The organism is Streptomyces sp. NPDC048248, assembly GCF_043201875.1.
Classification (GTDB): domain Bacteria; phylum Actinomycetota; class Actinomycetes; order Streptomycetales; family Streptomycetaceae; genus Streptomyces.
Genome location: NZ_JBICZL010000011.1, coordinates 169,553 through 182,732 on the forward strand (window position 1 = coordinate 169,553; position 13,180 = coordinate 182,732).

Here is a 13,180-nt window from a genome sequence, read left to right on the forward strand (position 1 = left end):
TTCATTGCTGCGTTCGTGGTGACTGCGTTCGCGCGCGTCCGGCGTGTCAGCCGTACACGAGGCGGCGTAGCTGGCGTATCGAGAGTGACGGCGGGGACACCGCGCGGTGCGGCAGCTCGTCGGCGATCCGCTCGAAGATCACCTCGTTGCGCAGCCCCTGGGACTGCAGCTCGCGGTGTCTGCGGCGGACGAAGCCCTCCGTGGTCTCGTCGAAGTACGCGAGCACGTCCAGGACCACCCGGGCAGCTTCGCCGCGGTGCAGCGGCGTGCTGCGCACCAGGTGGTCCACGAGGTCCTCATGGGACGGGCGGCGATCGAGCACTCGTCGATAGTGCGGGGCCGGGCGCGCGAACGCAAGAAATCTGCCCGATATCGGGCAGGTCCCCGAGATGGCGGCCGGAAAGTGGTCTAAACCTTGACCAGATCCGAGGCTCACGGTACGCATGGTCACCGTTCGGTCGCTCCATGCCATGCAGAAGGTGCCCTCCACACCATCCATGCACGATGCTCGCCGAAGGGACCGTCGATGAGACGACGCAGACTCCTCTTTTCGCTGCTGTTGGCCGCGGCGGCGGGAATGGGAACCGCCGCCGTACCGCCCCAGCCCGCCGCGGACCGGGACGCCACGCCGCTGGGGCAGGTGATCCCCGCGCCCGCGTCGGTGCACAGCGGCGGCGATCCCTACACGATCGGCGGCCGGACCGTGATCCGCGTCCCCGGCGGCTCGGGTGAGGCGCGTCAGGTCGCCGGCTACCTCGCGGGGCTGCTGCGGCCCGCCACCGGTTTCGCGCTCCCGGTGACCGCCAAGGACGGCCGGGACGGCATCGTCCTGCGGCTCGGCGGCCGGGGCGCCAAGGGACTCGGCGAGGAGGGCTACCGGCTGACCTCCGGCGGCCGTGGGGTCACCATCAGCGCCGCGCGCCCCGCGGGCCTCTTCCACGGCGTGCAGACCCTGCGGCAGCTGCTCCCGGCGAGCCTGGAGACGCGGAGCGCGCAGCGCGCGTCCTGGCAGGTGGCGGGCGGCACCATCGCGGACTCGCCGCGCTACGGCTACCGCGGCGCGATGCTCGACGTCTCACGGCACTTCTTCACCGTCGAGAAGGTCAAGCGCTACATCGACCAGCTGGCGATGTACAAGATCAACAAGCTGCATCTGCATCTCTCCGACGACCAGGGCTGGCGGATCGCCATGAAGTCCTGGCCGAAGCTGGCGACCTACGGCGGCAGTACCCAGGTGGGCGGTGGTCCCGGCGGCTACTACACCAAGGAGGACTACCGCGAGATCATCGACTACGCCGCCGACCGGTACCTGACGGTCGTCCCCGAGATCGACATGCCGGGACACACCAACGCCGCGCTGGCCTCCTACGCCGAGCTGAACTGCAACGGCGTGGCCCCGCCCCTCTACACCGGCACCCAGGTCGGCTTCAGCTCGCTGTGCGTGCCGAAGGACCGGACGTACGACTTCGTCGACGACGTCATCCGGGAGCTGGCGGCGATGACCCCCGGCCCCTCGATCCACATCGGCGGCGACGAGGCCCACTCCACCAGCCATGCGGACTACGTGGCCTTCATGGACAAGGTCCAGCCGGTGGTCGCCAAGTACGGCAAGAAGGTGATCGGCTGGCACCAGCTGACCGGCGCGCACCCGGCGAAGGGCGCCGTCGCGCAGTACTGGGGCTACGACGCGACCGGCGCGGCGGAGCGCGAGCAGGTCGCCGCGGCCGCCAGGAACGGCACCCCGCTGATCCTCTCGCCCGCCGACCGCGCCTACCTCGACATGAAGTACGACAAGAACACGCCGCTGGGTCTGTCCTGGGCCGGGTATGTCGACACCAAGCGTTCCTACGACTGGGACCCCGGCAGCTACCTCCAGGGCGCGCCGCCGGAGTCGATCCTCGGCGTCGAGGCGCCCCTGTGGTCCGAGACGCTCTCGACCTCCGCGCACATCGAGTACATGGCCTTCCCCCGCCTGCCGGGCATCGCCGAGCTGGGCTGGTCGCCGGCGTCGACGCACGACTGGGAGACGTACAAGGTCAGGCTGGCCGCCCAGGGGCCCCGCTGGGACGCCATGGGCATCGGGTACTACCGGGCGCCGGAGGTGCCGTGGCCCGCGAAATGAGCTGAACGGCGGGGCGTCGGCAGGCGCCCCGCCGAGCCGCCCCCGGGCCGCGGCAGGGCGGAGGGCCCCTGCCGGGCCGGCCCGGGAGCGCCGGGCCGGCCGTGGAGCGCTCGCTACACCCCCAACTCCCGTGCGATCAGCATCCGCTGGACCTCGCTCGTGCCCTCGCCGATCTCCAGGATCTTGGAGTCGCGCCACATACGGGCGACCGGGTACTCGTTCATGAAGCCGTAGCCGCCGTGGATCTGGGTGGCCTCACGGGCGTTGGTGACGGCGATCTCCGAGGAGTACAGCTTGGCGATGGCGGCCTCCTTCTTGAAGGGCTCGCCGTGCACCAGGCGGGACGCGGCATCACGCCAGGCCAGCCGGGAGGTGTGGGCGCGCATCTCCATGTCGGCGAGCTTGAACTGGATCGCCTGGTTGCTGCCGATCGGCTTTCCGAAGGCGTGCCGCTCCCCGGCGTACTTCACCGACTCGTCGACGCAGCCCTGCGCGAGACCGGTGGCCAGCGCCGCGATGGCGATCCGGCCCTCGTCGAGGATGCGCAGGAACTGGGCGTAGCCGCGGCCCTCCTCGCCCAGGAGGTTGGCGGCCGGTACGCGGACGTCGGAGAAGGACAGCTCGCGGGTGTCGGAGGCGTTCCAGCCGACCTTGGAGTACGGGGCGGCGACGGTGAAGCCCGGAGTGCCGGCCGGCACGATGATCGCCGAGATCTCCGGGCGGCCGTCCTGCTTGCGTCCGGTGACGGCGGTGACGGTGACCAGGCCGGTGATGTCCGTACCGGAGTTGGTGATGAAGCACTTGGTGCCGTTGATCACCCACTCGTCGCCTTCGCGCACCGCGGTGGTGCGGGTGCCACCGGCGTCCGAGCCGCCGTCGGGCTCGGTCAGGCCGAACGCGCCGAGCAGCTCGCCGCTGCACATCCGCGGCAGCCACTCGCGCTTCTGCTCCTCCGTGCCGAAGTGGTGGAGCGGCATGGCGCCGAGCGAGACGCCGGCCTCCAGGGTGATGGCCACCGAGGAGTCGACCCGGGCCAGTTCCTCAAGGGCGATGCCGAGCGCGAGGTAGTCGCCGCCCATGCCGCCGTACTCCTCGGGGAACGGCAGGCCGAACAGGCCCATCCGGCCCATCTCGCGGACGATCTCGTACGGGAATTCGTGACGCTCGTAGAAATCGCCGATCTTCGGGGCGACGACGTCGTGCGCGAACGCCTCGACCGTGCGCCGGAGGTCTTCCAGCTCGGAGGGGAGGCGGTGGTCCAGGGACATGGGGGTCACTCCTTGTGGGAGAGGGCGCGGACGGTGCGGGAGGGGCTCGGTCGGCCCAGGGTTTCGGCCATCCACACGGAGGTGGCGGTCAGCCGTTCCAGGTCGACCCCGGTCTCGATGCCGAGGCCGTGCAGCATCCACACGAGGTCTTCGGTGGCGAGGTTGCCGGTGGCGCTCTTGGCGTACGGGCAGCCGCCGAGGCCGCCCGCCGAGGCGTCGACGGTGGTGACGCCGTGCCGGAGCGCGGCGAGGGTGTTGGCGAGTGCCTGGCCGTAGGTGTCGTGGAAGTGGACGCCCAGCCGGGAGGTGGCCATACCGGCCTCGTTGAGGCAGGTGAGCAGCTTGTGGACGTGGCCGGGGGTGGCGACGCCGATGGTGTCGCCCAGGCTGAGTTCGTCGCAGCCGAGGTCGGTCAGCGCGCGGCAGACCCTGACCACCTGCGCGACGGGCACCGGGCCCTCCCAGGGATCGCCGAAGCACATCGAGAGGTAGCCGCGCACATGCACCCCGGCGTCCTTCGCCCGCTCCACGACGGGCGCGAACATCGCCAGCGCCTCGTCGACCGTGCGGTTGAGGTTGGCCTTGGCGAACGACTCGGTGGCGCTGGCGAACACCGCGATCCGGCGGGCGCCCAGGGCGAGCGCGCGGCCCAGGCCGCGCTCGTTGGGCACCAGGACCGGCAGCCGGTGCGCGTCGAGGTCCCCGAGCAGGGGGAACAGCTGCTCGGCGTCGGCGAGTTGGGGCACCCACTTGGGGTGCACGAAGCTGGTGGCCTCGACGGTCGGCAGCCCCGCGTCGGCGAGCCGGTGGATGAACTCGGCCTTGATCTCGGTGGGGACGACCGACGCCTCGTTCTGCAGGCCGTCGCGGGCGCCGACCTCATGGATGCGGACGCGGCCGGGCAGCCCCTCGGCTGCGACCTCCATCGGCAGTCCTGCTGTGGTCATTTCGCGCTCTCCTGCTCACCGTCGGGGGCGGTCGGCGGGACGTCGTGATCGGCCTCGTGCGGCGTGACGACGGCCAGGATCTGATCCATGGCCACCGTCGTGCCCGCCGCGACGTCCAGTTCGGCGACGGTCCCGGCGTGTGGCGCGGTGATGACGTGCTCCATCTTCATCGCCTCCACCACCAGCAGCCCCTGACCTGCGACGACGTCATCGCCGACGGCCACCTTCACGACGGTGACGGTCCCCGGCATGGGGGCGCTGAGCGCGTCCGCGCCGTGTGCTCCGGCGGCTCCGCGCAGCGTCGCCGCCACCGGGTCGTGGTCCTGGACGTGCCAGGAGTCGCCATCCCGGCCGAGCCAGTCGCCGCTGCGGTGGAAGGTGTGCAGCACGTCGTCGACGGTCACCCGGACGAGGTCAGGCTCGACCTGCCAGGTCCGCTCGCCGGGCGGGGCCGGCCGCAGGTCGTGGGCCACCGGGTCGTGTCCGGCGACCTTGAGCCAGTGCCGGGTCGGGGCGGGCTCGCCACCGAGCCGGAAGCCGGTCGGGGCGGCGAACGGGTCGCGCCAGCCGCCGTCGGCGGGCGCGGACTCCAGGGCGGCCTGGCGTACCGCGGCGGCCGCGGCGTAGACCTCGGCGGGCACCTCCGCGTCGACCAGCCCGGCCGCCTCGCGCTCCACCAGCCCGGTGTCCAGCTCGCCGGACACCACGTCCGGATGGGCCAGCAGACGGCGCAGGAAACCGGCGTTGGTGGTCACGCCGAGGGTGCGGGTCTCGGCCAGCGCGGCGCGCAGGGTGCGCAGCGCGGACGCGCGGTCCGGGCCGTGGGCGATGACCTTGGAGAGCATCGGGTCGTAGAGGCTGCCGACCTCCGCGCCCAGGGAGAGGCCGGAGTCGGTGCGCACACTGCCGAGCCGGCGGCTTCCCTCGGGCAGGGGGGATCCCCACTCGCTCTGCGGCTCGTGCAGCGCCAGGACCGTGCCGCCGGTCGGCAGGAAGTCGCGCGTCGGGTCCTCGGCGCAGATCCGGGCCTCGACCGCGTGCCCGGTGAAGGTGATGTCCTGCTGGCGGAACGGCAGCCGCTCGCCCGCCGCGACCCGCAGCTGCCACTCCACCAGGTCGAGGCCGATGATGAGTTCGGTCACCGGGTGCTCGACCTGGAGGCGGGTGTTCATCTCCATGAAGCAGTACGCCGACGGGTCCTTGCCCGGGACGATGAACTCGACGGTGCCTGCGCCGCGGTAGCCGCAGGAGCGGGCCGCCTGCACGGCCGCCTCGCCCATCGCGGCGCGGGTGGCCTCGTCGAGCAGCACCGAAGGGGCCTCCTCGATCACCTTCTGGTGACGGCGCTGCAGCGAGCACTCCCGCTCGCCGAGGTGGAGGACGTTGCCGTGGCCGTCCGCGAGCACCTGGATCTCGATGTGCCGGGGGCGGTCGATCCAGCGCTCGACGAGCAGCGTGTCGTCGCCGAAGGAGCCGCGGGCCTCGCGGCGGGCGGCGGCGATCTCGTCGGCGAGCAGTGCCTCCTCACGCACCAGCCGCATGCCCTTGCCGCCGCCGCCCGCGGACGGCTTGAGCAGCACGGGCATGCCGATCTCGCGGGCCGCTGCGGCCAGTTGGGCATCGCTCAGGCCGCTGCCCGACGAGCCGGGCACGACCGGCACGCCGGCTGTCCGCACCGTCTCCTTGGCGCGGATCTTGTCGCCCATCAGATCGATGGCCTCGGCGGACGGGCCGATGAAGACCAGCCCGGCGTCCGCGCAGGCCCGCGCGAAGCCGGCGTTCTCGGCGAGGAAGCCGTAGCCGGGGTGGACGGCCTGTGCCCCGCTGCGTGCCGCGGCCTCCAGGAGCCGGTCGACGGCGAGATAGCTCTCGGCGGCCGGCGCGGGGCCGAGCCGCACCGCCGTGTCGGCCTCGCGGACATGCCGGGCATCCGCGTCGGCGTCGCTGAAGACGGCGACGGAACGGATGCCGAGGGCGCGCAGTGTGCGGATGACGCGGACCGCGATCTCGCCGCGGTTGGCGACCAGGACCGTGTCGAACATCGTCGTGGACATACCTGTGGACATCCCTCTCACATCCGGAAGACGCCGTAGCCGGTGGCCGCGCCGTCCCGTTCGGGGACCGGTGCGTTGGCGCAGGCGGTGAGCGCCAGTCCCAGCACCTGCCGGGTCTCCAGCGGATCGATCACGCCGTCGTCCCACAGCCGGGCGGTCGCGTAGTAGGCATTGCCCTGGGTGTCGTACTGCTCGCGGATCGGGGCCTTGAAGGCGTCCTCGTCCGCCGCGCTCCACTCCTCGCCGCGCGCCTCCAACTGGTCGCGCTTGACGGTGGCGAGGACGGATGCGGCCTGCTCGCCGCCCATCACCGAGATCTTGGCGTTCGGCCACATCCACAGGAAGCGGGGGGAGTAGGCCCGGCCGCACATCGAGTAGTTGCCCGCGCCGTAGGAGCCGCCGATGACGACCGTCAGCTTGGGCACGCGGGTGCAGGCGACCGCGGTCACCATCTTCGCGCCGTGCTTGGCGATGCCGCCCGCCTCGTAGGAGCGGCCGACCATGAAGCCGGAGATGTTCTGGAGGAACAGCAGCGGGATGCCGCGCTGGTCGCACAGCTCGATGAAGTGGGCGCCCTTCTGGGCGGATTCGGAGAACAGGATGCCGTTGTTGGCGACGATGCCGACCGGGTGGCCGTGCAGATGCGCGAAACCGGTGACCAGGGTCGTGCCGTACTCGGCCTTGAACTCCGCGAAGCGGGAGCCGTCCACGAGCCGGGCGATGACCTCGCGGACGTCGTAGGGGGTGCGGGAGTCGGCCGGCACCGCGCCGTAGAGCCCGGCCGGATCGACCTTGGGCTCCTCGACGGGCCGCACCGACCACGGCAGCGGGCCGCGGTCGCCGAGGGTGGAGACGATGGTGCGCACGATGCGCAGCGCGTGCGCGTCGTCCTGGGCGAGGTGGTCGGTGACGCCGGAGGTCTTGGCGTGCACCTCGCCGCCGCCCAGCTCCTCGGCGGTGACGACCTCACCGGTGGCGGCCTTCACCAGCGGCGGGCCGCCCAGGAAGATGGTGCCCTGGTCGCGCACGATGACGGCCTCGTCGCTCATCGCCGGGACGTAGGCCCCGCCGGCGGTGCAGGACCCGAGCACGGCCGCGATCTGCGGGATGCCCGCGCCGGAGAGCCGCGCCTGGTTGTAGAAGATCCGCCCGAAATGGTCGCGGTCGGGGAAGACCTCGTCCTGCATCGGGAGGAAGGCGCCGCCGGAGTCCACCAGATACAGGCAGGGCAGGCGGTTCTCCAGGGCGATCTCCTGCGCCCGCAGATGCTTCTTGACGGTCATGGGGTAGTAGGTGCCGCCCTTGACCGTGGCGTCGTTGGCGACGATCACCGTCTCGCGGCCGGCGACCCGGCCGATCCCGGCGATCACGCCGGCCGCGGGCGCGCCCCCGCCGTACATTCCGTCGGCGGCCAGCGGCGCCAACTCCAGCAGCGGCGAGCCCGGGTCCAGGAGGGCGTCCACCCGGTCCCGCGGCAGCAGCTTGCCTCGCGCGGTGTGCCGCGCTCTGGCCTTGTCACCGCCGCCCAGCCGGGCCGCGGCGAGCTTCTCGCGCAGCCGGGCGGTCAGCTCGCGGTGCGCGGCCTCGTTGGCCCGCCAGGAGTCGGACGCCGGATCGGCGGCACTCCCCAGCACCGGTGCCTGCTCCATCAGTACGAGCCCCCTTGCTCGGTCACCTGCCGCGGCCGCCACGGGTGCGGGGCGACGGCACGTTGTTAATGGGCGTTAACCTCATTTCCTTCAGGTTAACGAGCACTAACCCGGCTGTCTACAATTGGCGGCATGAACAATGCGCATGCGCCCGCCGCGACCAGCCGCCGCGAGCAGATCCTCAAGGAGGCGGCCCGGCTCTTCGCGGAGCGCGGCTTCCACGGCGTCGGGGTGGACGAGATAGGGGCGGCCGTGGGCATCTCGGGCCCGGGCCTCTACCGCCACTTCGCCGGCAAGGACGCGATGCTCGCCGAGCTGCTCGTCGGCATCAGTGAGCGGCTGCTGGAAGGCGGGCGGATGCGGGTCGCGGAGGGCGGCGAGAGCCCCGAGGCGGTGCTGGACGCGCTGATCGACGGCCATATCGACTTCGCACTGGACGACCGCCCGCTGATCACCGTCCACGACCGCGAGCTGGACCGGCTGCGCGAGGCGGACCGCAAGCGCGTGCGGCAGTTGCAGCGGCAGTGCGTCGAGCTGTGGGTGGAGGTCGTGCGCCGGGTGCACCCCGGCTCGACCGAGTCGCAGGCGCGCGCCGCCGTGCACGCCGTCTTCGGCCTGCTGAACTCCACCCCGCACCTGGGCAGGCCGGGCGCACTCCCCGGCCGTACCGAAATGGCCGAACTGCTGCACCGGCTGGCGCTGGGGGCGTTCGGCGCGGTGGCCGCGGAGCCCGTGGCGGCGGGGGCGTAGGCGGGGGGCCGCCGGCCGTCCGGAGCCTCCCGGGCCGGTGCGGCGGGTTCCCGTTGGAGACGTGTCGCACACCGCACGGCGGACCGGGCGCTACCTCTGGACAGCCTTGGTGACCGGCCGGTAGCTTTCGCTGACGAGAGGGCTGAGCAAGCGCTTAGCCATATGCGGCGGTCAAGGAGGCCATGGGCATGCGTCGTACGGTGTTCAACGAGGATCACGAGGCGTTCCGAGACACCATTCGGGCCTTCATAGAGGCCGAGGTCGTCCCCGTCTACGACGAGTGGTACGCCGCCGGCCAGGCGCCTCGCGACTTCTACTACAAGCTCGGCGAGCTGGGCGTCTTCGGTATCCGGGTCCCCGAGGAGTACGGCGGCGCCGGCATCGAATCGCACAAGTTCGAGGCCGTGATGTACGAGGAGACCGCCCGTGCGGGCGTGACCTTCGGTGGTTCCGGCGTCCACGTGCTGCTCGGCCTGCCGTACATCGAGATGCTCGCCACCGATGAGCAGAAGAAGCGCTTCCTGCCGAAGTTCGTCAGCGGCGAGGAGATGTGGGCGCTGGCGATGACCGAGCCGGGCACCGGCTCCGACGTCGCGGGCATGAAGACCACCGCGAAGCTGTCGGACGACGGTACGCACTACGTCCTCAACGGCGCCAAGACCTTCATCACCGGCGGCGTGCACGCCGACCGCGTCATTGTCTGCGCCCGCACCGCCGCCCCCCGCGAGGACGACCGCCGGTTCGGCATCTCCCTCTTCGCCGTGGACACCAAGGCCGCGGGCTACTCCGTCGGTCGCAAGCTGGACAAGCTCGGCCTGAAGGTCTCCGACACCGCCGAGCTGGCCTTCGTCGACGTCAAGGTCCCGGTGGAGGACCTGCTCGGCGAGGAGAACAAGGGCTTCGGCTACCTGGGCCACAACCTCGCCTCCGAGCGCTGGGGCATCGCCTTCGGCGCCTACGCGCAGGCCAAGGCCGCCGTCCGGTTCGCCAAGGAGTACGTGCAGGAGCGCACGGTCTTCGGCAAGCCCGTCGCCGCCTTCCAGAACACCAAGTTCGAGCTGGCCGCCTGCCAGGCCGAGGTGGACGCAGCCGAGGCCGTCGCCGACCGCGCACTGGAGGCCCTCGACGCGGGCGAGCTGACCGCGGCCGAGGCCGCCTCCGCCAAGCTCTTCACCACCGAGGTCGCCCACCGTGTCATCGACAAGTGCCTCCAGCTGCACGGCGGTTACGGCTACATGAACGAGTACCCGATCGCCCGCCTGTACGCCGACAACCGGGTCAACCGGATCTACGGCGGCACCAGCGAGGTCATGAAGACGATCATCGCCAAGAACATGGGCCTGTGAGCCGGTAGCGCCCGTATCACCGAGCCCTGAGCGAAAGCGCACGCACGTGAACGAAGCCCTGCGGTCCCTGCTCGACCTGCTCGACCTGGAGCGGATCGAGCAGGACATCTTCCGCGGCCTGAGCCGCGCCGCGGTCGTGCCGCGGGTCTTCGGCGGGCAGGTCGCCGCCCAGGCGCTGGTGGCGGCCGGCCGGACGGTCCCGGCCGACCGCCCGCCGCACTCCCTGCACGCGTACTTCCTGCGGCCGGGCGACCCCGGCGCCCCGATCGTCTACACGGTCGACCGGATCCGCGACGGACGCTCCTTCACCACCCGCAGGGTGGTCGCCGTCCAGCACGGGCAGCCGATCTTCCACCTCTCCGCGTCGTTCCAGATCCACGAGGAGGGGCTGGAGCACCAGGAGCCGATGCCGAAGGCGCCCGACCCGCTGACGCTGCCCACCGCCGCCGAGATGCTGCCCCGCTACGCCGACCGGTTCGTCGAGCCGGGTGTCGTCGAGCGGCTGCTGGAGGCACGTGCCGCCGTCGACCTGCGGTATGTCGACGAGCCGCCGTTCGGCAGCGTCGGCGAGGCGCGCGAGCCGCGCTCGCAGGTCTGGTTCCGCACCAACGGCGCGCTCGACGCGGCCGTAAGGGAAGCCGGCGCCGACGGCGAGGACGCCCTCACCCGGCCCCTGCTGGACATCTGCCTGGTCACCTACGTCTCCGACATGACCCTGCTGGACTCGGTGCTGCTCGCGCACGGCCGGGGCGGCTGGGCGGTCGGCGACGTGGTCGGCGCGAGCCTGGACCACGCGATGTGGTTCCACCGCCCGCTGCGCGCCGACGACTGGCTGCTGTACGACCAGGAGTCCCCCACCGCCCAGGGCGGCCGGGGTCTCGGCAAGGGCCGCATTTTCACCGCCGACGGGGAGCTGGCAGTCTCGGTGATCCAGGAAGGCGTGATCCGGGTACCTCGCCCGTAGCCGCGGGCCGTGGTGGGGCCGCTTGTGGTCAGCGCAGACCGGCGGCGTTCAGCAGGTAGGCGGTCAGCGGGTCGTAGTGGCGCGGGCTGAGCACGTGGTCGTCCAGCGGGATCGTCACCTGCAGGGTGCCCTCGGCCTCGCCCAGGAACAGCGCCGGGTCGTTGCAGTCCGCGAAGCCCACCGCTTCGATGCCCCGCTGGCCGGCGCAGCCCGCCCAGCCGTGGTCGGCCATCACCAGATCGGGCAGCGGCTGCCCCGCCCGCTCCAGGCCGTCCAGGATCGCGGCCATCGGCGCGGGGGAGTGGGTGTGCCACAGCGTGGCGCCGCGCTCCAGCATCGCCACATCGGCGAACTGGAAGACCATGCCGTCGTCCGCCTGCAGCCCCTCCGGGATGACGACGATGTCGCAGCCCTTCGCGCGCAGCGCCTCGGCCGTCGCCCGGTGCACATCCAGCAGCCCGCCCGGGTGGCCGGTCGCGAACAGCACCCGCTGCCGGTCGGCCGCCGCCTTGCGCAGCACCGCGGCGGCACGGTCCAGCGCGTCCACCGTCAGCTCGGGGTCGATGGTGTCCTGCCCCTGCCGGTGGTGCGGGTCGTCGTTGACCCCGCAGCGCTCGGCCATCACCGCGAGCACGTCCTGCTCGTCGGTCCACCGGTCGCCGAGCTCCAGGCCGAGCCAGTAGTGGCGGTCACCGTTGGCGAGCTTGCGGTAGTGGGAGAGGTTGTTCTCGCGGGGGGTGGCGACGTCACCGGCGATCCGGGTCCGGACGAGATGGTCGACGAGTTCGGCGCGGGTGGGGGCTGCGGCGGCAGAGGCTATGGGCATAGCGCCATTGTGCCCGTACGGATCTCCCGGGGCGGCGGAGTTCCGCAGCGCGGACAGGGGGGCAGCGGGGGACAGCGGGACGGGCGGACAGCCGGACCGGGGCCGGGGCCGGCGGCCGGGGGCGACGGCCCGGAGCCACTGCCCGGCGGAGGGCGGGAGCCCGGCACCGGGCCCCATTGGCCAAAACGTCGAACGCCTCCGTTCCCGTCCCCGCAAATGTCCATGTGCGGATCTCGCGGGCCTCCCTAATGTCAGCCTCATGACCACCGCATCCAGTGGGCCCGTCGGCCCCGTCGACTCCTCCCGCATCCCGCGCTATGCCGGTCCGGCGACCTTCGCCCGCCTGCCCCGTCTCGACGAGGTCTCCCGGGCCGATGTGGCCGTCGTCGGTGTCCCCTTCGACACGGGGGTCTCCTACCGGCCCGGCGCCCGCTTCGGCGGCAACGCCATCCGCGAGGCGTCCCGCCTGCTGCGCCCGTACAACCCGGCCCAGGACGCGTCCCCGTTCGCCCTCGCCCAGGTCGCGGACGCCGGTGACATCGCGGCCAACCCCTTCAACATCAACGAGGCGGTGGAGACCGTCGAGGCCGCCGCCGACGACCTCCTGGGCACCGGCGCCCGGCTGATGACCCTGGGCGGCGACCACACCATCGCGCTCCCGCTGCTGCGTTCCGTCGCCAAGAAGCACGGGCCGGTCGCGCTGCTCCACTTCGACGCCCACCTGGACACCTGGGACACCTACTTCGGTGCCGAGTACACCCACGGCACGCCGTTCCGCCGCGCCGTCGAGGAGGGCATCCTCGACACCTCCGCGCTCTCCCACGTCGGCACCCGCGGCCCGCTCTACGGCAAGAAGGACCTCGACGAGGACGAGAAGATGGGCTTCGGCATCGTCACCTCGGCGGACGTCATGCGCCGCGGCGTCGACGAGGTGGCCGACCAGCTCCGCCAGCGCATCGGCGACCGCCCGCTCTACATCTCCATCGACATCGACGTCCTCGACCCGGCGCACGCCCCCGGCACCGGGACCCCCGAGGCCGGCGGCCTCACCTCCCGCGAACTGCTGGAGATCCTGCGGGGCCTGGCGTCCTGCCACCTCGTCTCCGCCGACCTGGTAGAGGTCGCCCCGGCCTACGACCACGCCGAGATGACGTCGGTGGCCGCCTCGCACACCGCCTACGAACTGACCACGATCATGTCGCGGCAGATAGCGGCGGCGCGCGGCTGACCCGCCGTCGACGATCACTCGCCGGG

Annotated in this window: 11 protein-coding genes; 5 read left to right on the forward strand and 6 right to left on the reverse strand. The window is 72.0% G+C overall.

Translation table 11 applies throughout. The features are described 5' to 3' along the window. Positions 1-46: 46 nt before the first annotated feature. Positions 47-322, reverse strand: a complete 276-nt coding sequence (locus tag ACGFZW_RS24955; protein WP_393895435.1) for a hypothetical protein — start codon at positions 320-322, stop codon at positions 47-49. 204 nt (positions 323-526) lie between these two features. On the opposite strand from ACGFZW_RS24955, the gene ACGFZW_RS24960 reads away from it, so the two are divergent. Continuing rightward, positions 527-2,122, forward strand: a complete 1,596-nt coding sequence (locus ACGFZW_RS24960) for a beta-N-acetylhexosaminidase (RefSeq protein WP_393895436.1) — start codon at positions 527-529, stop codon at positions 2,120-2,122. A gap of 113 nt (positions 2,123-2,235) precedes the next feature. Here ACGFZW_RS24960 and ACGFZW_RS24965 read toward each other — a convergent pair whose 3' ends face one another. From ACGFZW_RS24965 to ACGFZW_RS24980, 4 genes are read right to left on the reverse strand one after another with little or no spacing between them, the layout of a single operon-like run. After that, entirely contained in the window at positions 2,236-3,390 is a 1,155-nt protein-coding gene (locus tag ACGFZW_RS24965; protein WP_393895437.1) for an acyl-CoA dehydrogenase family protein, read from the reverse strand. A 5-nt stretch (positions 3,391-3,395) separates the two neighbouring features. Next, entirely contained in the window at positions 3,396-4,337 is a 942-nt protein-coding gene (locus tag ACGFZW_RS24970) for a hydroxymethylglutaryl-CoA lyase (protein ID WP_393895438.1), read from the reverse strand. Continuing rightward, a complete protein-coding gene (locus ACGFZW_RS24975) occupies positions 4,334-6,391 on the reverse strand; it encodes a biotin carboxylase N-terminal domain-containing protein (RefSeq protein ID WP_393895439.1) in 2,058 nt (685 codons plus the stop codon). The genes ACGFZW_RS24970 and ACGFZW_RS24975 overlap by 4 nt, the downstream gene beginning before the upstream one ends. 17 nt (positions 6,392-6,408) lie before the next feature. Next, positions 6,409-8,040 (reverse strand): carboxyl transferase domain-containing protein, encoded by a 1,632-nt coding sequence (locus ACGFZW_RS24980; protein WP_393895440.1) that lies wholly within the window; start codon positions 8,038-8,040, stop codon positions 6,409-6,411. Positions 8,041-8,172: 132 nt separating this feature from the next. Here ACGFZW_RS24980 and ACGFZW_RS24985 point away from each other — a divergent pair, with 132 nt between their 5' ends. The 3 genes from ACGFZW_RS24985 (at position 8,173) to ACGFZW_RS24995 (ending at position 11,100) form a co-directional block, all read left to right on the forward strand. Then, positions 8,173-8,790 (forward strand): TetR/AcrR family transcriptional regulator, encoded by a 618-nt coding sequence (locus ACGFZW_RS24985; RefSeq protein ID WP_393895441.1) that lies wholly within the window; start codon positions 8,173-8,175, stop codon positions 8,788-8,790. Between the two features lie 188 nt (positions 8,791-8,978). After that, positions 8,979-10,136, forward strand: coding sequence for an acyl-CoA dehydrogenase family protein (locus ACGFZW_RS24990; protein ID WP_393895442.1), 1,158 nt, complete (start codon positions 8,979-8,981; stop codon positions 10,134-10,136). Positions 10,137-10,182: 46 nt separating this feature from the next. Next, positions 10,183-11,100, forward strand: a complete 918-nt coding sequence (locus ACGFZW_RS24995) for an acyl-CoA thioesterase (protein WP_393895443.1) — start codon at positions 10,183-10,185, stop codon at positions 11,098-11,100. A 28-nt stretch (positions 11,101-11,128) separates the two neighbouring features. Here the strand turns inward: ACGFZW_RS24995 and ACGFZW_RS25000 are convergent, their stop codons facing one another. Next, positions 11,129-11,926 (reverse strand): phosphatase, encoded by a 798-nt coding sequence (locus tag ACGFZW_RS25000; protein ID WP_393895444.1) that lies wholly within the window; start codon positions 11,924-11,926, stop codon positions 11,129-11,131. 259 nt (positions 11,927-12,185) lie between these two features. On the opposite strand from ACGFZW_RS25000, the gene speB reads away from it, so the two are divergent. Continuing rightward, complete coding sequence (gene speB / locus ACGFZW_RS25005; RefSeq protein WP_393895445.1) at positions 12,186-13,154, forward strand: agmatinase; 969 nt, start codon at positions 12,186-12,188, stop codon at positions 13,152-13,154. Positions 13,155-13,180 lie beyond the last annotated feature (26 nt).